At 69.8% G+C, this 19,327-nt stretch carries 21 protein-coding genes; 17 read left to right on the top strand and 4 right to left on the bottom strand.

What is annotated here, in order from left to right; all coding sequences use genetic code 11:
• Nucleotides 1-9 precede the first annotated feature (9 nt).
• The 4 genes from ASG12_RS19265 (at nucleotide 10) to ASG12_RS19250 (ending at nucleotide 3,410) form a co-directional block, all read left to right on the top strand.
• Nucleotides 10-756 carry a phosphoglyceromutase gene (locus ASG12_RS19265; RefSeq protein ID WP_055793183.1) on the top strand — a complete coding sequence of 249 codons (747 nt, stop codon included), beginning with the start codon at nucleotides 10-12 and terminating at the stop codon, nucleotides 754-756.
• A 33-nt stretch (nucleotides 757-789) separates the two neighbouring features.
• Complete coding sequence (locus ASG12_RS19260; protein ID WP_045821891.1) at nucleotides 790-1,131, top strand: GNAT family N-acetyltransferase; 342 nt, start codon at nucleotides 790-792, stop codon at nucleotides 1,129-1,131.
• Between the two features lie 186 nt (nucleotides 1,132-1,317).
• Complete coding sequence (locus ASG12_RS19255; RefSeq protein ID WP_082502229.1) at nucleotides 1,318-2,724, top strand: sensor histidine kinase; 1,407 nt, start codon at nucleotides 1,318-1,320, stop codon at nucleotides 2,722-2,724.
• Complete coding sequence (locus ASG12_RS19250) at nucleotides 2,721-3,410, top strand: response regulator transcription factor (protein ID WP_045821892.1); 690 nt, start codon at nucleotides 2,721-2,723, stop codon at nucleotides 3,408-3,410. Before ASG12_RS19255 ends, ASG12_RS19250 begins: the two co-directional genes overlap by 4 nt.
• A 62-nt stretch (nucleotides 3,411-3,472) precedes the next feature.
• Here the strand turns inward: ASG12_RS19250 and ASG12_RS19245 are convergent, their stop codons facing one another.
• Nucleotides 3,473-4,300 (bottom strand): hypothetical protein, encoded by an 828-nt coding sequence (locus ASG12_RS19245; protein WP_055793178.1) that lies wholly within the window; start codon nucleotides 4,298-4,300, stop codon nucleotides 3,473-3,475.
• A gap of 129 nt (nucleotides 4,301-4,429) precedes the next feature.
• Nucleotides 4,430-5,260 (bottom strand): hypothetical protein, encoded by an 831-nt coding sequence (locus tag ASG12_RS19240; RefSeq protein ID WP_055793877.1) that lies wholly within the window; start codon nucleotides 5,258-5,260, stop codon nucleotides 4,430-4,432.
• A gap of 55 nt (nucleotides 5,261-5,315) precedes the next feature.
• On the opposite strand from ASG12_RS19240, the gene ASG12_RS19235 reads away from it, so the two are divergent.
• From ASG12_RS19235 to ASG12_RS19200, 9 genes are all read left to right on the top strand, one after another.
• Entirely contained in the window at nucleotides 5,316-6,281 is a 966-nt protein-coding gene (locus ASG12_RS19235) for a Ppx/GppA phosphatase family protein (RefSeq protein WP_055793176.1), read from the top strand.
• 34 nt (nucleotides 6,282-6,315) lie between these two features.
• On the top strand, nucleotides 6,316-7,812 hold the full coding sequence (locus tag ASG12_RS22005) for a hypothetical protein (RefSeq protein WP_200932817.1): 1,497 nt from the start codon (nucleotides 6,316-6,318) through the stop codon (nucleotides 7,810-7,812).
• Nucleotides 7,812-8,675, top strand: a complete 864-nt coding sequence (locus ASG12_RS19225) for a sugar phosphate isomerase/epimerase family protein (RefSeq protein WP_055793173.1) — start codon at nucleotides 7,812-7,814, stop codon at nucleotides 8,673-8,675. The genes ASG12_RS22005 and ASG12_RS19225 overlap by 1 nt, the downstream gene beginning before the upstream one ends.
• Before the next feature lie 17 nt (nucleotides 8,676-8,692).
• Nucleotides 8,693-9,538 (top strand): thioesterase family protein, encoded by an 846-nt coding sequence (locus ASG12_RS19220; protein WP_055793169.1) that lies wholly within the window; start codon nucleotides 8,693-8,695, stop codon nucleotides 9,536-9,538.
• A 37-nt stretch (nucleotides 9,539-9,575) separates the two neighbouring features.
• Complete coding sequence (gene proC / locus ASG12_RS19215; RefSeq protein WP_055793875.1) at nucleotides 9,576-10,448, top strand: pyrroline-5-carboxylate reductase; 873 nt, start codon at nucleotides 9,576-9,578, stop codon at nucleotides 10,446-10,448.
• A 215-nt stretch (nucleotides 10,449-10,663) separates the two neighbouring features.
• Nucleotides 10,664-10,957 (top strand): helix-turn-helix domain-containing protein, encoded by a 294-nt coding sequence (locus ASG12_RS22305; protein ID WP_082502166.1) that lies wholly within the window; start codon nucleotides 10,664-10,666, stop codon nucleotides 10,955-10,957.
• A gap of 214 nt (nucleotides 10,958-11,171) precedes the next feature.
• Nucleotides 11,172-11,273, top strand: a complete 102-nt coding sequence (locus tag ASG12_RS21430; RefSeq protein WP_003402602.1) for a 30S ribosomal protein bS22 — start codon at nucleotides 11,172-11,174, stop codon at nucleotides 11,271-11,273.
• Nucleotides 11,274-11,363: 90 nt separating this feature from the next.
• Entirely contained in the window at nucleotides 11,364-12,422 is a 1,059-nt protein-coding gene (locus tag ASG12_RS19205) for an NAD-dependent epimerase/dehydratase family protein (protein WP_055793167.1), read from the top strand.
• Nucleotides 12,423-12,532: 110 nt separating this feature from the next.
• Complete coding sequence (locus tag ASG12_RS19200; protein WP_055793165.1) at nucleotides 12,533-13,666, top strand: lysophospholipid acyltransferase family protein; 1,134 nt, start codon at nucleotides 12,533-12,535, stop codon at nucleotides 13,664-13,666.
• An 81-nt stretch (nucleotides 13,667-13,747) separates the two neighbouring features.
• Here the strand turns inward: ASG12_RS19200 and ASG12_RS19195 are convergent, their stop codons facing one another.
• Both ASG12_RS19195 and ASG12_RS19190 read right to left on the bottom strand, forming a co-directional pair.
• The gene (locus ASG12_RS19195) at nucleotides 13,748-14,650 is read right to left on the bottom strand and encodes a type IV toxin-antitoxin system AbiEi family antitoxin domain-containing protein (protein WP_055793162.1); all 903 of its coding nucleotides are present in this window, start codon (nucleotides 14,648-14,650) and stop codon (nucleotides 13,748-13,750) included.
• Nucleotides 14,651-14,764: 114 nt separating this feature from the next.
• Nucleotides 14,765-15,907, bottom strand: a complete 1,143-nt coding sequence (locus ASG12_RS19190; RefSeq protein ID WP_235457594.1) for an HAD family hydrolase — start codon at nucleotides 15,905-15,907, stop codon at nucleotides 14,765-14,767.
• A 121-nt stretch (nucleotides 15,908-16,028) separates the two neighbouring features.
• Here ASG12_RS19190 and ASG12_RS19185 point away from each other — a divergent pair, with 121 nt between their 5' ends.
• Genes ASG12_RS19185 through hemC form a run of 4 tightly spaced genes read left to right on the top strand, consistent with a single transcriptional unit; the run spans nucleotide 16,029 to nucleotide 19,305 of the window.
• Entirely contained in the window at nucleotides 16,029-16,280 is a 252-nt protein-coding gene (locus ASG12_RS19185; RefSeq protein WP_055793159.1) for a glutaredoxin family protein, read from the top strand.
• Nucleotides 16,281-16,328: 48 nt separating this feature from the next.
• Complete coding sequence (locus ASG12_RS19180; protein ID WP_082502165.1) at nucleotides 16,329-17,036, top strand: redox-sensing transcriptional repressor Rex; 708 nt, start codon at nucleotides 16,329-16,331, stop codon at nucleotides 17,034-17,036.
• Complete coding sequence (locus ASG12_RS19175; protein ID WP_055793156.1) at nucleotides 17,033-18,385, top strand: glutamyl-tRNA reductase; 1,353 nt, start codon at nucleotides 17,033-17,035, stop codon at nucleotides 18,383-18,385. Before ASG12_RS19180 ends, ASG12_RS19175 begins: the two co-directional genes overlap by 4 nt.
• Complete coding sequence (hemC, locus tag ASG12_RS19170; RefSeq protein WP_200932816.1) at nucleotides 18,382-19,305, top strand: hydroxymethylbilane synthase; 924 nt, start codon at nucleotides 18,382-18,384, stop codon at nucleotides 19,303-19,305. Before ASG12_RS19175 ends, hemC begins: the two co-directional genes overlap by 4 nt.
• Nucleotides 19,306-19,327 lie beyond the last annotated feature (22 nt).

The raw sequence follows: 19,327 nt of genomic DNA, 5'->3' as shown, positions 1-19,327 counted from the left end.
CTGCTCGGCATGGCTACCGGAACCCTGATCCTGATGCGGCACGGCGAGAGCGTGTGGAACGAGTCCAACCAGTTCACCGGGTGGGTGGATGTCGCGCTGACCGACAAGGGTCGCGCCGAGGCGAAGCGGGCCGGGGAACTGCTCGTCGAGCACGACCTGCTGCCCGACGTCCTCTACACCTCGCTGTTGCGCCGGGCGATCGCCACCGCGCAGATCGCCCTCGACGCCGCCGATCGGCACTGGATCCCCGTCGTCCGTGACTGGCGCCTCAACGAGCGGCACTACGGCGCGCTGCAGGGTCTCGACAAGGCGGCCACGAAGGAGAAGTACGGCAACGAGCAGTTCATGCTGTGGCGCCGCAGCTACGACACCCCGCCGCCGGCGATCGAGCCCGACGCCGAGTACAGCCAGTCGGCCGACCCGCGGTACGCCGACCTCGCCGAGGTGCCGTTGACCGAATGTCTCAAGGACGTCGTCGAGCGGATGATCCCGTACTTCACCGAGGTCATCGCCGCCGACCTGCGGGCGGGCAAGACCGTTCTGATCGCCGCGCACGGCAACTCGTTGCGGGCGCTGGTCAAGCACCTCGAGCAGATCTCCGACGCCGACATCGCCGGGCTCGACATCCCCACCGGGAACCCGCGTCGCTACAACCTCGGTGACGACCTCATGCCGATCGGCGAGGGCGCCTACCTGGACCCCGAGGCCGCCGAGGCCGGCGCCGCCGCGGTCAAGGCCCAGGGGGACAAGAAGTAGCCACGATCCGGGCATTCGGCGGTACCCTGGGATATGGCCCAGATCACAACCCCGTCGTCCGGTGCCGGTGACACCCCACAGGTCCGGTTCGCACACTCGCCCGCCCAGGAGCGCTACGAGGCGTTCGTCCTCGATGCGCACGGCAACGATGAACTGGTCGGGTATCTCGACTATCTCAGCGAGGTCGACCAGGTCGTCATCACCCACACGGTGATCTTCGACCGCTACACCCACCACGGTTTCGGGGCGGCCCTGGTCCGCCACGTGCTCGACGACATCGCGCGCACCGGACGCCCGGTGGTGCCGGTCTGCACGTTCGTCCGCGGTTTCGTGCACGACAACCCCGCGTACGCGCCGATGATGGCCTCGGCCTGACCGTCGCCCGTGCGGCCGCCGACGCCCCCCTCGCGGCGGAAAGCGAGGGCGGGAGGGCGAAATCACGGTGAACACCATCCCAACAAGGTCCACCTGGCTTGTTACCTACGGGCGCAGCACGCATTCTTGCGGAGTGTCGTGTTCAGCCAGGAGTGAGCTCGCCGCCCGGCGGGCACGGTGGGTGACATGACCGCATCGGTGGTCGTCATCGTGGTCGCCGTCGTCGCGGTGTGCGTGGCCGCGTACGTGGGCTGGCGGATCGGGCGGGGTGGCGCGCGTACCGCCGACGCCGTGAGCACACTGCGCAGCGCGACGAGCAGCGAACCCGAGGCCATCCTTCCCGGCGAGAACGCCGACCTGCGCAACCAGGTCGCGAGTCCGGCCGAGCTCCTCGAGCCGGGCACCGAGATCGTCGACGGACGCATGTCGAAGGCCGCGTTGCTGGCGTTGATCGTCCAGTCCACCGAGACCGGGATCGCGGTCGTCGACGAGCATCGCGACGTCGTGCTGTTCAACAAGCGCGCCGACGCCCTCGGACTCGTCCACGACCACCTCCTCGACGACCACGTGTGGCAGGCCGCGCGCACGGTCCTCGACACCGGTACCGACTGCGATGTCGAGCTGGTCCCCGACCACCCGATCAACGGCTTCGTCTCCACCGGACGCGCGATCAACCCACCCGTCGCGGTGCGGTGCATCATCCGGTTGGTCACCGACGGCAACGAGCGCTACGCCGTGGTCTACGGCGACGACGACTCCGACAACGTGCGACTCGAGGCGACCCGGCGCGACTTCGTCGCCAACGTGTCGCACGAACTGAAGACCCCGGTCGGGGCGATCGGGCTGCTGACCGAGGCGCTGCTCGAGTCGCAGGACGACCCCGAGGCCGTCCGCCACTTCGGTGAGCGCGTGATGACCGAGTCGATCCGCATGGGCAACATGGTCAACGAGCTCATCGCCCTGTCCCGGCTGCAGGGTGCCGAGAAGCTGCCCGACGCCGACGACGTCGACGTGGACGACCTCGTCGACGAGGCCATCCACCGTGCGCAGGTCGGGGCCGAGGCCGCGGGCATCGCGCTGACCACCGACCCGCCGAGCGGCCTCGTGGTCCGCGGCGACCGCACCCTGCTGCTCACCGCGCTCAACAACCTCATCGCCAACGCCATCGCGTATTCGCCGGCGAACTCGCCGGTGTCGGTGAGCCGACGCGTCGTCGCAGGGGACGAGCACATGGTCGCCATCGCGGTCACCGATCGCGGTATCGGGATCGCCCCGCGTGATCAGGAGCGGGTCTTCGAACGGTTCTTCCGGGTCGACAAGGCCCGGTCGCGTGCCACCGGCGGTACCGGGCTCGGACTCGCGATCGTCAAACACGTCGCGGCCAACCACGACGGCTCCATCACGCTGTGGAGCAAGCCCGGCACCGGCTCGACCTTCACCCTCGCCGTGCCGATGGCCCGCGCACCGCGCCGGTCCACACCCCGCGTCGGCGACGCCTCCTCACACGGACCCGCCGCCCGCGCCCGCTCGGCCCTCAGCCACACCCCGAACCCGTCCACACGGGTTCTCGAGACAAAGGAATCCCACCGGTGACGCATGTCCTGATTGTCGAAGACGAGGAGTCTTTGGCCGATCCGCTCGCATTTCTCCTGCGCAAGGAGGGCTTCGAGACCACCGTCGTGAACGACGGGACCCGGGCCATCGGCGAGTTCGAACGCGTGTCGCCCGACATCGTGCTGCTCGACCTCATGCTGCCCGGCGTCTCGGGCACCGAGGTCTGCAAGGCGCTGCGGCAGAAGTCGAGCGTGCCGGTCATCATGGTGACCGCGCGCGACAGCGAGATCGACAAGGTCGTGGGTCTCGAACTCGGCGCCGACGACTACGTCACCAAGCCCTACTCGGCCCGCGAGCTCATCGCCCGCATCCGCGCGGTGCTGCGACGCGGGGTCGACACCGGCGACGACCTCGGCATCGACGGCGGCCTGCTCGAGGCCGGGCCGGTGACCATGGATGTCGACCGCCACATCGTGCAGGTCGGTGGATCGCCGGTCACGTTGCCGCTCAAGGAGTTCGACCTCCTCGAATACCTCCTGCGCAACGCCGGTCGGGTGCTCACCCGCGGGCAGTTGATCGACCGGGTGTGGGGCGCGGACTACGTCGGCGACACCAAGACCCTCGACGTCCACGTCAAGCGCCTCCGATCGAAGATCGAATCCGACCCGGGCAACCCCGAACACCTCGTCACCGTCCGCGGACTCGGCTACAAGCTCGAGCCGTAGGCGGCGTCGACCTCTGCTGAGATCGTCCCCCTGAGTAGTCACCGAGGGCATATCGCCGCCGGTCACCCCTCACGGGGACGATGTCGGCCGCGTCGACGGTGACGGTCGGCCCGGGTGATGGCCCTGATGTCGGCGAACACCTCCTCCCAGCCGAACATCACCTCCTCGTAGGTCAGCCGCAGCTTGAGCCATCGACCCACCAGGGCTTTCCGGTCGCGTCTGCGGTCGTTCCGGTACTCGGCCAGACCGGTGTGGTGCGACACCGAGTCGCATTCGATGAGCAGACGGCCTACGCGCAGATCGACCTTCCCGACGCCGCGGATGCGCGGTTGGACGCGGACCTCGTACCCCGCGGCGCGCAGTCGCAGACGGACGAGTGTCTCGGTGCCGGACTGGGAGCGCGGGTCGCATCGCGCCAACAAGTCGTCGATCCGACGTGTCGCCTTCGGCAGCAACGCTCGAAGTTCGTCGGTGGTGACCGACCTCGAGTTCAACGCCGAGTCGCAGACCACCACCCAGTGGTCGTCGGGCAGGCAGTCGGCCGCGCAGTGCAGTGCGACCGGGATCGAGTCGACGGCGTCGTCGAGGGGGAGTGGCCGCCCGACGCCCTGGCACGAACCCGGCCGTCGTCGCTTCCCGTACTTGCTGGTCCGCACGTGCAGTCCCTCGTGGCCGGGTGGGATCCAGAGATCGTGGAACCTCAGCGCGGACACGCACCCGAGCACGCCGCCGGCGCGCACCGCCGCGACGGTGTCGGGGTCGGCGATCGTCGTCGCGTACCAACCGGGTCGGAGTCGGATCAGATCCCCCGAGCGCACGGCCCGCCGGATGTCGGAGTCGGTGTGACCCTGCGCGAGTAGGCGGATTCGGGAGTGGACGCCGCTGGTCATCTCGCTCTGACGGGCCAGAGGACCGGACGGTTCCGACGACGTCCTGCCGAGATCGTCCCCGTGAGCGGGGTCCGGCGGCGATATGCCCTCGGCAACCCGTCAGGGGGACGATCTCAGCAGCAGCGGCACCTATTCGGCGTCGAGTTCGACGTACTTGATGTCGGTGTCGCGGCGGGTGGTGGCCGCGGCGGTGGCGGGGTGGATGGCGATGAGGCCGAGTCCGTTACGGCGACGGCAGGCCGCGGCCAGTTCGTCGTAGGCGGCCTGGCCGAGCAGTTCGGTCAGCTCAGGGGCGTACGACTGCCAGACCTGGGTGGCACCGACGTGGGCGTCGGGTGAGCCCGAGCAGTACCACTCGAGGTCCTCGCCACCCGAACCCCAACCGCGACGGTCGAACTCGGTGATCGTGGTCTTGAGGATCTGGGTGCCGTCGGGGCGGTCGACCCAGGTCTGTTCGCGGCGCACCGGCAACTGCCAGCACACGTCGGGCTTCACGGTGAGCGGCTCGAGCCCCTTGCGCAGCGCCATCGCGTGCAGCGCACACCCCGCGCCGCCCGCGAAGCCGGGACGGTTCAGGAAGATGCACGCGCCCTTGTGTTTCCGGGTCTTGATGGCCGGCTCGTCGTCGAGGGTGTCCTCCTCGAGGTACCCGCGCTTTCCGAGCGGATCCTTGCCGGTGCCCTTGCTGTGGAACTGCCAGTCGGCCGGCGTCAGCATCGACATCCCGTGCTCGAGCCGCTTGCGGTCGTCGTCGTCGGAGAGATACGCCCCGTGGCTGCAACATCCGTCGTTCTCTCGCCCTTCGATGATGCCCTGGCACGCGGGCGTCCCGAACACGCACGTCCAGTGCGACAGCAACCACGTGAGGTCGGCGCTGATGAGGTGTTCGGGGTCGTCGGGATCGAAGAAATCGAACCATTCCCGGGGGAAGTCGAGTTCGACCTCGGGAGCGGGTGTCATCTTGTCGGTGGCTGCCTGCACAACAGCCAACGGTAGACGCACTAGGTTGTACTGCGTGCGCTTAGGAGTTCTCGACGTGGGAAGCAACACCGTCCACCTGCTGGTGGTCGATGCTCATCGCGGTGGGCACCCCACGCCGATGAGTTCCACGAAATCGACGCTGCGCCTGGCCGAGCAGATCGACAGCTCGGGCCGCCTGTCCGACAGCGGCGCTCGCGCGCTGGTCGAGGCGGTCGACGAGTTCACCACGATCGCCCGCACCTCGGGCTGTGAACAGGTGATGGCGTTCGCGACATCCGCGGTCCGCGACGCCACCAACTGTGACCACGTGCTCGCCGAGGTCGCCGCCGCGACGGGCGTCGAGGTGGAGGTCCTCACCGGGGAGGACGAGGCGCGGCTGACGTCGCTCGCGGTCCGACGCTGGTACGGCTGGAGCGCGGGCCGCATCCTGGCCCTCGACATCGGCGGCGGGTCGCTGGAGTTGTCGAACGGTGTCGACGAGGAACCCGACGTCGCGCTGTCGTTGCCGCTGGGCGCCGGGCGTCTCACCCGTGAATGGCTGACCGAGGACCCGCCCGGCAAACGACGGGTCGCGGTCCTGCGCGACTGGCTCGACGCCGAACTCGCCGGCCCCGCCAAGGCGCTCGCCGACGCCGGCGCCCCCGATCTCGCGGTCGGGACCTCGAAGACCTTCCGGTCGCTGGCGCGACTCACCGGCGCCGCGCCGTCGAGCGCGGGTCCGCGGGTGACCCGGACCCTGACCAGCAACGGCCTGCGCCAGCTCATCGCGTTCATCTCGCGGATGTCGGTGCGCGACCGCGCCGAACTGGAGGGGGTCAGCGACGACCGCGCCGGGCAGCTGGTCGCGGGCGCGCTGGTGGCCGAGGCGTCGATGCGGGCGTTGTCGGTCGATACCCTCGAGATCTGTCCGTGGGCCCTGCGCGAGGGTGTGATCCTGCGCAGGCTCGACGTGGAGCCGATGGCACCTGTCGGTGATCCGCGGGCGCCCGGCACCCGATGACGCTGATCTCGCTCGTGAGAAAGGGCAGTACGTGATGGCAAGAGAACCCGATCCGGATTCGCGCCCGATCTCGGTCGCGGAGATCCTCGCCCGGCGGGCCGAGGCGGATGCCGCTGACGCCGCGAACACAGACGCCGCGACGTCGAACGCCGCCGATTCGGGCAGTGGGCGCCGACGTCGCGGTGGCGCCGGCTCGTTCTCCGTGTCGGAACTGACCGGCGAGCAGCCCCGCATCGGCGGCGGCTCGGCGCACTCCGGCAGTTTCGCCGCCATCGACCGTGCGACCGCGTTCGGCGACGTGACCAGCGGCGACGCCGTACCCGACGACGCCACCCTGGCCGCCGAGTCCTCGTTCGTCCCGGACCCCGGCGAGGCGCGCATCGCGCCGTCGGGGACTCCCCGGTACGAACCGCGCGCGAGCCGGTTCCCGCGGTCGGAGGCGCCGCGCCCGGCCGCCGACCCCGATCCGTACCCCCGCTCGGAGCCTCCCGTGGGTCGCCCGCCTGCCGCCGACACCGGTCGCTGGTCCGCCCCCGACTCCGCCCGTCCCGGGTCGGCTCGCCCCGTGCACCCCGCGACCCGCGACATCAGTGCCGGTGCGGTCCGCGACCGACTCGACGCCGACCCGCCCGCAGGCGAGGAGGCGACCGGGATCATCCCGCGTTACGCCGACGGCCCGCTGGTGGCGTGGCCGACGCTGCCCGCCGACGAGGACCTCGACGACCTGTCGCCCGAGGAACGCGAGCGGGCGTTCGAGCGCTACCGCAACTTCGAGGACATCCCCGCCGAGGAGGTCGAGCCGCCGGCGAAGACCGGTGGCCTGCGCGGCGTGCTGCGTCGCCTGAGCGGTGACCGTGCCCCCGCCGAGCCCGCCCCGATCGCCGACGCGACACCGACCGACGAGATGCCGGCCGAACCGGTCGCCGAGGCACCCCGCGATCACCCGTACCGCTTCGCGCCCGAACCCGAACGCGACCACGTCGATCTCGACGAACTCCCGCCCGCGGATCTGCCGTACGACCACATCGAGCCCCGTGCCCTCGCCGACGACCGCGTGGACGACGACCCCGACACCGAGGTGGTCGATCTCGATCGGGCGCAGCTCGGTGGCTACGACACCGTCGCCCCGCGGCCGCCCGCGCCCACCGCGGCATTCGGCGCGAGGTCTCTCGACCCGATCGAGGACACCGACACCGCCGACACCGTCGACGACACCGCATCGGCACCGACCCGGGCCGCGCGCCGGGCCGCCGCGACCGAGGAGGCGTCACCGACACGGCAGTGGGTCGTCCTCGGCCTGCAGGTCCTCGCCGGTCTGGTGATCGGGGTCGGACTGTTCCTCGGCTTCACCGAACTGTGGCGGTGGAACGTCTACTTCGCGCTCGTGCTCAGCGTCGTGGTCATCTTCGGACTCGTCACGTTCGTGCACGTGGTCCGCCGCAGCCAGGACCTGATCAGCACCCTGCTCGCGCTCGCCGTCGGTCTCGTCGTCACCATCGGACCCCTCGCCTTGCTCGCCTCGGGCAACTGATGGCCGAACGGGGGCCGGTGAAGGTCGACATCCCCATCGGACTGTCGACCGCCTCGGTCTACCCGCAGAACACCGAGGCCGCGTTCCAGTACGCGAGCGAGCTGGGCTTCGACGGCGTCGAGTTGATGGTGTGGGGCGAACAGGTCAGCCAGGACATCGACCACGTCCACTACCTGTCCGACCGCTACGCCATGCCGGTGTTGTCGGTGCACGCGCCGTGTCTGCTCATCTCGCAGCGGGTGTGGGGCCGTGACCCCATCGCGAAGCTCGCGCGATCGGTGACCGCCGCGCAGGAGCTCGGCGCTTCGACCGTCGTGGTGCACCCGCCGTTCCGGTGGCAGCGTCGGTACGTGAAGCAGTTCTCGACCCTGGTCGCCGAACTCGAGGCCGACAGCGGTGTCGCGGTGGCGGTGGAGAACATGTTCCCGATGCGCGCCGACCGCGTCTTCGGCAAGTACGAGGAGGCCGCGCAACGGATGCAGCGCCGCGGCGGGCCGGGCGTCAACGTCTCGGCCTTCGGCACCTCCATCGACCCCACCGACGACGGGTTCGCGCACTACACGCTCGACCTGTCGCACACCGCGACCGCCGGCGTCGACGCCCTGGCCCTCTTCGAACGCATGGGCTCGAACCTCAACCACCTGCACCTCACCGACGGTGTCGGGGCCGCGGTCGACGAGCACCTCGTGCCCGGCGACGGCAACCAGCCCTGCGTCGAGGTGTGCCGTCGGCTCGCCGAGAGCGACTTCGCCGGGGGAGTGGTGCTCGAGGTCACCACGGGCTCGGCGCGCACCAAACCCGAACGCAGTGAGATCCTCGCCCGGTCGCTCGCGTTCGCGCGCGAGCATCTGGCCCGAACCTGACCTGAAGGAGACCGCCGGTGAAACGGCTCGCCGACCTACGCCCCAGCGACACCGCGGAGGCCACCGCCGACCGCCGCACCTACCTCATCACCATCGATCCGGTGTTCACCATCGGCAGCAAGGTGCACGGCGGTGCGCTGCAGGCCATCTCGTCGTACGCGGCGCTGCGCGCCTTCGCCGACACCGCGCCCGATGGGGCTGAGATCCCCGCCGACCTGGCCCCGATCGCGGTTGCGAGCAACTTCCTCGGTGCCCCCGACCCCGCCGAGGTCGAGGTCGTGGTGTGGGTCCGCAAACGGGGGCGTCGGATCTCGCTCGTCGAGGTCGAGATCGTGCAGGGCGGTCGCACCCGGGTGTCGTCGTCGATCACGCTCGGACGCCCCGACACCGCCGAGCCGCACTACGTCGCGCCGCAGGCGATCACCGAGATGCCGGTCGAACCGCCCGCCGATGTCGAGTGGACGAAGGACTCGGTGATGGCCGACATCGTGCACCTGACCGGGGCCATCGACATGGCCTACGACCCCGCGACCACACCCATGGCACGCGGCGAGACCGGTGCGCCGCTGATGCGGATCTGGGCCCGACCCAGCGGCTCGGATCCCGACGGACCGTTCGCCGTGCTGTGCGGCGACCTGTCGGCGCCGGTGGTGATGAACCTGGGCCTGGTCGGTTGGGCCCCGACCCTGCAGCTCACCTCCTACCTGCGTCGCGCACCCGCACCGGGGTGGCTGCGGATCGAGTCGTCGACCAGCGAGGTCGGTGCCGGTTGGTTCGAGGAGGATCATCGGGTGATCGACTCCACCGGTGCGCTCGTCGCGCAGTCGCGACAGCTCGCGTTGATCCCGGAGGGCGCGCCGTGATCAGCTGGGGACCGACTTCGTTCAGAGAGGGATGCGTGTGACTCAGCGGGTGGCGATCATCGGCGGCGGCAAGATCGGGGAGGCACTGCTGGCCGGACTGATCCGTTCGGGCCGACCGACCCGTGACCTGGTGGTCGCGGAGAAATCGGAGGAGCGCCGGGCCGAACTGGTCGAGGAGTACGGCGTCCGCGTCACCGACGTCGCCGACGCCGTCGAGGGTGCGGCGATCGTGGTGCTCGCCATCAAGCCCGCCGACGTCGACGCCGTCGTGGCCAAGGTCGCCGCGGTGGAGGACAACGCCGAGGTGGAACGGCTCACCGTCACCCTCGTGGCCGGCCTGCCCACCCGTCGCTACGAGGACACCCTGCCCGCCGGAGCGCCGGTCGTACGGGTCATGCCCAACACGCCGATGCTCGTCAACGAGGCGATGTCGGCGGTCGCTCCCGGTCGGTATGCGACCGAGGACCACGTCGCGACGGTGGTGGGGTTGCTCGAGTCGGTGGGGCGGGTCGTCGTCGTGGCCGAGAAGCAGATGGACGCGGTCACCGCGCTGTCCGGGTCGGGTCCGGCGTACGCGTTCCTCATGGCCGAGGCGATGATCGACGCCGGTGTCGGGCTGGGGCTGACCCGGGCCGTCGCCACCGAACTCGCCGGTCAGACCATTCGCGGCGCCGGGGTGCTGCTGACCGATTCGAAGGTGTCGCCGGTCGACCTGCGCGCGGCCGTCACCTCGCCGGCCGGGACCACGGCCGAGGCGATCCGTCAGCTCGAGGCGAACGGCTTCCGACACGCGTTCTACGAGGCCATGCGGGCCAACGTCGCGGCGAGTGTGGCGATGGCCGCGGCCGACGCGCGGCCCGTTTCGGGTGGTTCCGGGCCCTCGACATCGGACATCTCCGACCGCGACTGACCCCTGCGGCACGTGCGTCTGCACACGCCACGCCGACGTTTGGCCGCGACACGCCGTATGTCGGTTCGCTAACTGGTCAATCTCAGAATGGTTACCCACTCACGTCGCATCTTTCCCACGCGCCACGCTAAGCTCCCTGGAGCACGTGCGTGTCTGGTGTCCGCGGGAGGGGAAGCCCGCGGCCGCGACGCGTGCACCGGAGGTATGAGAATTTCATGGCGCCTGCAAGTAATGCCGGCGACCGGAACGGCCCCAGTGGGTCACCGGTCACCCCGGCCTCGAGCGGCTCGAGCACTCCCGCCTCTGGCGGCCAACTCAATGCTGTCGGCTCGGGAACCCAGTTCCTGACCGTGGCCGAGGTGGCCGCGTTGATGCGTGTCTCCAAGATGACCGTGTACCGGCTCGTCCACAGCGGCGAGCTGCCCGCGGTGCGTGTCGGGCGCTCGTTCCGGGTGCACGCCAAGGCGGTTCACGACTACCTCGAGACGTCGTACTTCGACGTCGGCTGACACCGACGTCCCCGGGCGCCTGCGACCTCCGTGTCGTTCGGCGCCCACCGAGTCCACGGTCGCCGTCGTCGCAGGCCCGCGATTTCATCTCCGGGCCGCTGTTCGGTAACGTGGACCATTGTTGTGCTCGACGGCCATCGGCCCCGCGGTTCTGCGGAACGAGTGCAGTCCGCAGACCGCAAGGACCACCAGGTCAGATCGTGAGGGTGCCCCGATGGGTTCAGTCATCAAGAAGCGCCGCAAGCGCATGTCGAAGAAGAAGCACCGCAAACTGCTGCGTCGCACGCGAGTGCAGCGCAGGAAACTCGGTAAGTGATCGACCGAGTTCTCCGATGACGAAACCCGCCGCTGGTCGGCGGGTTTTCTCATATCTGCGCCCGGCGCCCGTGATGGCTAGGGTGACCCCATGAGCGACGCCAACGCACGGTCGGATGCACCGAAGGTGGTGTTGGTGACGGGTGCGTCGACCTTTCTCGGCGGTTATCTCACCACCCGCCTCGCGCAGAACCCGTCGATCGAACGGGTCCTGGCCGTCGATGCGCGCGTCCCCAGCAAGGACATGATCCGCAGGATGGGGCGCGCCGAGTTCGTGCGCGCCGACATCCGACGCCCCACCATCGCGAAGGTCATCGAGAACGCGCGCGTCGACACCGTCGTGCACGCGGCGACGTCGGTGATGGACACCGTGGCGCACTCGCCCGCGATCAAGGAACTCAACGTCATCGGCGCGATGCAGGTGTGCGCCGCGTGTCAGCGGGCACCGTCGGTGCGGCGACTGGTGCTGCGGTCGACCGGCATGGTCTACGGCTCGAGCGCCGCCGACCCCGCGCACTTCGCCGAGGACAACCGCGCCCGCGTCGAACCGACCACCGGGTACGGACGCGACCTGCTCGACGTCGAGTCGTACGCCCGCGGGCTGGCGCGCCGACGTCAGGACATCGACGTCACCATCCTGCGGCCCACGGCCATGCTCGGCCCGAAGATCTCGACCCGCATGAGCATCTACTTCTCGTCGCCGATCATCCCGGTCGTCATCGGTTACCAGCCGCGACTGCAGTTCCTGCACGAGGAGGACGCGCTGGCCGCGCTCGAGCACGCGACGCTGCTCGGCCGACCCGGCACGTTCAACCTCGCCGCCGACGGTGTCGTGACACTGACCCAGGCGATCCGTCGTGCCGGTCGTGTCGAACTGCCGGTGCCCGCGAACCTCCTGGGCTCGGTGGCGGGGGTGTTCCGCGGGATGCGCGTGGCGACGCTGCACGGCGACCAGGCGTCGTACCTGACCTACGGTCGCGTCCTCGACACCGCGCGCATGCGCGCCGAGTTGGGCTTCGCGCCGAAGTACTCGAGCCTCGAGACGCTCGACGACTTCATCGCCCGCCGGCCCCTGGAGCCGGTGGTGTCGGCGGGGGCGTGGCATCGCCTCGAGCAGCGGATCGCCGAGACCGCTCGCTCGCTGGTCTGAGCCGACATCGACTTGCCGCACCTTCTACACTGAGCAGGCGGTTGCACGGCCGGGGGCTGAAAACGTTGTCGGGGAGAGCGCGGCGAGATTAGCGGAAGGGTGTCGGCACAGTGGTCAAGAACAACGGCGCATCCGACGCACGGACCGCCAAGGTGATCCAGCTGTACGCGACCCCACCCGACGCGCCCAGTCGTGAGCAGGTCCGTCGTCGTCATCCGTCGCAGCAGAAGCCGGCAACACCCTCGCCCCCAACGTCTTCCGACATCGTCGCCCCGACCGATGCCGACGCCACGACCGCCGAGATCACCCCGATCAACGCCGATGTCGTCGCACGCCTCGACGCGTCGGGGCTGCCCGTCGGACGTACCGGCAGCCCACTGTTCAGCCTGACCGGACTGCGGTCCGCGGTCGCCGATTCGGTGGTCTCCGGAGCCGGCTATCTCCGCGAGCGACTGACCGGTGACTACGAGGTCGACGACTTCGGCTTCGACCCCCACTTCACCGAGGGCGTGTTCCTGCCCGCGATGCGTGTGCTGTTCGACAAGTGGTTCCGCGTCGAGGTCACCGGCATCGAGAACATCCCCGACGAGGGCGGCGCGCTGCTCGTCGCGAACCACGCCGGCACCATCCCCATCGACGCGCTGATGACCTCGGTCGCCGTTCACGATCACCACCCCCGTGCGCGGTTCCTCCGGATGCTCGCCGCCGATCTCGCCTTCGAATCACCGTTCGTCGGGCAACTCGCGCGCCGCACCGGTTCGACCCTGGCCTGCACCGCCGACGCCGAACGACTCCTGCGTGGCGGTGAACTGACCGCGGTGTGGCCCGAGGGGTTCAAGGGTGTCGGCAAGCTCTACAAGGACCGGTACAAGCTGCAGCGGTTCGGTCGCGGCGGCTTCGTCACGACCGCTCTGCGCGCGGCCGTGCCGATCATCCCGGTCTCGATCGTCGGGTCGGAGGAGATCTACCCGATGCTCAGCGATCTGAAGCCGCTCGCCCGCGTGCTCGGATTGCCCTACATCCCGGTCACGCCCACGTTCCCGCTGCTCGGCCCGCTCGGCCTGGTGCCGCTGCCCTCGAAGTGGCACATCCACTTCGGCAAGCCCATCGAGACCAGCCAGTACGACGAACAGGCCGCCGAGGACCCCATGGTCGTCTTCGACCTCACCGACCACGTCCGCGAAGAGATCCAACAGACCCTCTTCCGCATGCTCTCCCGTCGCGGTTCGGTCTACTTCGGCTGACTCCACGATTCACGCGACCGTTCCCGCCTCATGCGACCGTCGCAATGGTCGCCGGTGGCCGAGTCGGTCGCGGGAACGTGGTCACACGCGTTCCAGCCGATCGAGCCACGGACGGATGAGCCCGACGACCTCGCGTCGGACGAGCTGAGCCCACACCCATCGGATCACCATCCGGTCGCTCCACCGCAGCAGGTCCTCTCGGGCTTTCTCGTCGGCGATCACGTCCTCGATACGTTGCCCCGGAGCGAGCAACCGGCCGTATTTGATCTGCCCGTCGAACTCCCCGACCAGGCGGTCGTCCCAGTCGAAATCGGTGATGATGCGCCGTCCCGACAGTCGGCGTTCACGCTGGAGGACGGGGATGGGGAGTCCGGCGGTGATCATCTGGGCGCGACTCCACGACTCGCCCACCGATGCCGAGGACCCGTCGGCGACGGCGAGGGCTCGTCGAGCGACGCCGATCCCGCGACGGCGGCGGCCAGCCACCTCGGCGGCCAGATCTACGGCCTCCACTCCGCCGCGGAGTGCGGAGTCGAAGACGACCAGCGCCTGATCGAAGTCGCCGTGGCACGCGACGTCGACCGCCGTCCGCGCCGCGGATGTGACGAGGAGTCGGTCGTGACCGACGACGTCGACGTCGTCGAGCGGACCCGCGTGCATGTGACGGGTGCGCGAGATCCGGCCGCCGGCCGAGGAACCCGACGTCGTGTGCACCCGTTCGAATGCCGGTCGCAGCATGGCGAACCCGTGCAGGACCGCCGCCGAATGGTGGCTGACGACGGTGTCGGGCTGCGTCGATGCCACGACACGCAAGCGGTGTCGGTGCTCGGGCGACGAGGGGGTCGTGAGGAGATAGGTCCCCGCGCGCAGGCGCTTGAGGCGGCCCTCGCGGACTGCGGCCGCGAGGTGTTTGTCAGCGAGGCCGACGCGCAGGACGGAGTCGCGGTGTACGAGACCCATGTCGTCGACGGGAAATGTGGTCATGGAGCTTGGACGCGGCCGACAACCGATCGGATCCCGTCACGTCTCCCGCGACCAGTTGCACCTCCCGCGACCGTTGCGACGGTCGCGCGAGCACGAAACGGTCGCGAGAAGCGGTCAGTCGCGGAGGCGACGGGCCGCGGCGACGGCGCCGCCGCCGGCGGCACCCAACAGCACCGCGGTGGGCAGGCCGATCTTGGCGGCCTTGCGGGCGGTGCGGTAGTCGCGGATCTCCCAGCCGCGCACGCGGGCGACGTCGCGGAGGTCTGCGTCGGGGTTGATCGCGACGGCGGTCCCGCACAGCGACAGCATCGGGACGTCGTTGTGGGAGTCGGAGTAGGCGGTGCAGCGCTTGAGGTTGAGACCCTCGCGGACGGCGAGTTGTCGCACGGCGTGGGCCTTGCCGAGTCCGTGGAGGATGTCGCCGACGAGACGCCCGGTGAACTTCCCGTCGACACTCTCGGCGACGGTGCCCAGGGCGCCGGTGAGGCCGAGGCGGTCGGCGATGGTCTGTGCGAGTTCGAGCGGGGTGGCGGTCACCAACCACACCTGTTGTCCGGCGTCGAGGTGCATCTGCGCGAGGGTGCGCGTGCCCGGCCAGATCTTGTCGGCGATGGTCTCGTCGAAGATCTCCTCGCCGAGCCTGCGCAGTTCCTCCGTCGAGCGGCCGGCGATGAAGGCCAGGGCCTTCTCCCGACCCGAGGCGACGTCGTCGGCGTTCTCGCGCCCGCTGATGCGGAACTTGGCCTGCGCCCAGGCGAATTCGGCCATGTCGCGGTAGGAGAAGTAGTCGCGTGCGGCGAGACCGCGCGCGAAGTGCACGATCGACGCGCCCTGCACGAGGGTGTTGTCGACGTCGAAGAAGGCCGCCGCGGTGAGGTCGGGTGGGACGTCGGTGGGGGCGCCGGGCTCGTCGTCGTCGTGCACGGGTCCGGCGAGTCGGCCGCGACGTTCGAGAGTGGCGTAGGCGGCCTGCGCGCTCGCCTCACCGGCCAGCGAGTGCCGCAGTTCGGCGGCGGACTGACGGAACCGGCCGACCCGTCCCGACTGCGCCGAGCGGTTGGCTCGCGAGGAGATCCAGTTGCTGACGGTGCCACCGGGTTCGCGGTCCTCGGCACCGACCGGACCTGTGCTGGTCACGGCGTCGACGGACTGTTCGGCGGGCACCGGCGGGATGGCATCGGGCTCGTGCTCACCATCGCCGGTGGGGCCGGTGTGCATCGACCTCTCGGGGTCGGTGTCGCCGGGCGTATCGGTCACCAGATCGCCTCCTGCTCCTCGGCCTCCAAGCCTAGCCGCACCCGCTCGGCGCACCCCGCCCACCGCACCCGGCCCACAACATCCGATCGGCCCGGCGCGTTCGGGTGCACAATCGGTGTCCATGGTGATCACCCTGCTGACCCGCGCGGGTTGCCCGGCGTGTGCCCGCGCGCTCGAGGAGTTGCAGCCGATCTCTGTCGAGTACGACACAGCGTTGGAGATCGTCGACGTCGATGCCGCGGCCGCCCACGATCCGTCCTTGCGCGCCGAGTTCGGTGACCGTCTGCCCGTGGTGCTGCTCGACGAGCGCGAACACAGTTACGGCGAGGTGGACATGCCCCGACTGCGGGCCGACCTCGATGCCGCGAGGTGAGTCGGCCCTTCTTTGTGAACGCGTTCACAAGCGGTATACCCTCGATCCGTGCCTCATGCCGACGACGACGTGACATCGTTGATCCCCGCTGCCTCCGTGGCGCGGTTGGCTGCCTATCTGCATGTGCTGCGGTCGTTCAGTGAGCACGGTGTCGTGGTGGCGTCGAGCGGGCAATTGGCCACCGCGGCAGGCGTGAACCCCGCGATCCTCCGCAAGGACCTCTCCCATGTGGGCGCGAACGGGGTGCGCGGCGTCGGCTACGACGTCGGTCGCCTCACCGCCCGCATCGCGCTGGCGTTGCGCACGTCCGACACCCACAACGTCGCACTCGCCGGCGCCGGTCACCTGGGGCGAGCCCTTCTCGCTCATACGGGTTTCGGACGCGGTTTCCGCGTGGTTGCGATGTTCGACACTGATCCCGACCTCGTGGGCACCACATTCGGTACCGGTGGCGTTGAGATGGTCGTGGCACCGATGACCGAACTGTCCGCCGAATGCGCGGCGAAGAACGTCGATATCGCCGTGGTGGCGACGTCGGACGCGATCGCGCAGCAGACCTGCGACACCTTCGTGCTGGCGGGCGTGCGACAGATCCTCAACTTCACGACCGTGGCGCTGCACACGCCGCCGTCGGTGCACGTCCGACCCGTCGACCTGGCTCTCGAGCTCCAGGTCCTCGCGTTCAACGCCTCGCGGCGCGACTCGTCGACCGAGAACGCCGTGAGCGGAGCGACCCAGAAAGCAGTGTCAGTGTGAGCATCTTCCTGTTCGGAGTGTCCCACCGCAGCGCGCCGGTCTCGGTGCTCGAACGCCTCGCGGTGTCCGACGGTGACCGACCCAAGTTGGTCGACCAACTCCTCGACACCCCGCAGATCTCCGAGGTCATGATGGTCTCGACCTGCAACCGGGTGGAGATCTACGCCGTCGTCGACGCGTTCCACCCCGCGCTCGAGGCGGTGGGTGCGGTGATCGGCGAGCACTCCGGCATGACCGTCAACGAGATGACGCAGCACGCCTACGTCCGGTACTCCGAGGCCGCCGTGGAGCACCTGTTCACCGTGGCCGCCGGACTCGACTCGATGGTCGTCGGCGAGCAGCAGATCCTCGGCCAGATCCGATCGGCCTACGCCAGCGCCGACGAGCACTCCTCGGCCGGACGTGTCCTGCACGAACTGGCCCAGCAGGCGTTGCGTGTCGGCAAGCGCGTGCACACCGAGACGGGTATCGACCGCGCCGGTGCGTCGGTGGTGTCGGTCGCCCTCGACCGCGCCCGCGCGCTCCTGGGCACCCGTGAGACCCCAGGCACCATCGGGTCGGCGGTCGTGCTGGGCGCCGGCGCGATGGGTGCGCTCGCCGCGGCCCACCTCGCCCGCGATGGCGTCCTCGACCTGTCGATCGTCAACCGCACCGCCGAGAAGGCCGATCACCTCGCGGCCAACGTCGCGAAGAACCACGGTGTGCGGGCGACGTCGGTGCCGATGTCCGACCTGGCCGCCGCGGTCGCCGAGGCTGATGTCCTCGTGAGCTGTACCGGCACCGTCGGTTCGCTGGTGAGTGTGGGTGAGGTGCACTCGGCCCTGGCGCGGCGCACCCGCACCACGCCGCTCGTCATCTGCGACCTCGGACTTCCGCGCAACGTCGATCCCGCCGCGGCGAAGCTGCCCCACGTCCACATCGTCGACATCGAGGGCCTGCGCGCCGACGGGGCGACCCAGGCCGCGGCCGCCGACGCCTCCGCCGCGCGTGCCATCGTCGCCGGCGAGCTCGCCGAGTACCTCACCCTGCAGCGCCAGGCCGAGGTCACCCCGACCGTCACCGCCTTGCGCCAGCGCGCCGCGGAGATGGTGGAGGCCGAGATCATGCGCCTCGAGACCCGGCTGCCCGGACTCGACGACCCCCAGCGCGACGAGGTCGCCAAGGCCGTCCGGCGCGTCGTCGACAAACTGCTCCACGCGCCGACGGTGCGCGTGAAGCAGCTCGCCTCGACCCCCAACGGTGACCATTACGCCGAGGCGCTGCGCGAGCTGTTCGAACTGACTCCCGGTGCGGCCGAATCGGTGTCGGCTCCCGAGACCGGCCTGCCGGTCACGGGGAGCGACCGTTGATCCGTATCGGAACGCGTGGATCGCTGTTGGCGACGACGCAGTCGGGGGTCATCCGTGACCAGTTGATCGCGGCCGGCCACGAGGCGGAGCTCGTCGTCATCACCACGGCGGGCGACATGTCGGCCGAGCCGGTGGAGAAGATCGGTATCGGTGTGTTCACCACCGCGATCCGCAACGCCCTGCACGCCCGCGACATCGACGTCGCCGTGCACTCCTACAAGGACCTGCCGACCGCGGTCGACCCGGTGCTCACGATCGCCGCCGTCCCGCCGCGCGAGGATTCGCGTGATGCGCTGGTCGCGTCGGGTGGCCGGGTGCTGGGCGAGTTGCCACCGGGATCGACCGTGGGGACCTCGGCGCCGCGGAGGATCGCGCAGCTTAACGCACTGGGTCTCGGTTTGGAAATCCGCCCCCTACGAGGCAACCTAGATTCTCGGTTGGGCAAAGTCGCCAGCGGCGAACTCGACGCAGTGGTGGTGGCCCGTGCCGGGCTGGTTCGTATCGGTCGTGCCGATGAGGTCACCGAGGCGTTCGACCCGGTCGTGTTGCTTCCGGCACCTGCACAAGGTGCCCTCGCTGTGGAGTGCCGCTCCGATGATGCCGAACTGGTGAGCATTCTCGCCGAGTTGGACGACGCCCCCACACGGGCGGCGGTCGATGCCGAGCGAGCCGTGTTGGCAGCCCTGGAAGCCGGCTGCACGGCCCCGGTCGGAGCGATCGCCGAGGTGGTGGAGTCGATCGACGACGACGGGCGCATCTTCACCGAGCTGTCGCTGCGCGCTGCGGTCGCTGCGGAGGACGGATCCGATGTGATCCGGTCGTCGCTGGTGGGACCGGTCGAACGCGCTGCCGATCTCGGGCGGGAACTCGCCGTAGAACTGCTGGATCGCGGGGCCGCGGAGGTCATGCGTTCTCAGTAGCCACCGAACGCAACGGACCCCC

It is taken from the genome of Williamsia sp. Leaf354 (assembly GCF_001424365.1).
GTDB lineage: Bacteria > Actinomycetota > Actinomycetes > Mycobacteriales > Mycobacteriaceae > Williamsia_A.
Note: the sequence above shows the minus strand (reverse complement) of the source record. Positions and strands in the feature narration are given on the sequence as shown.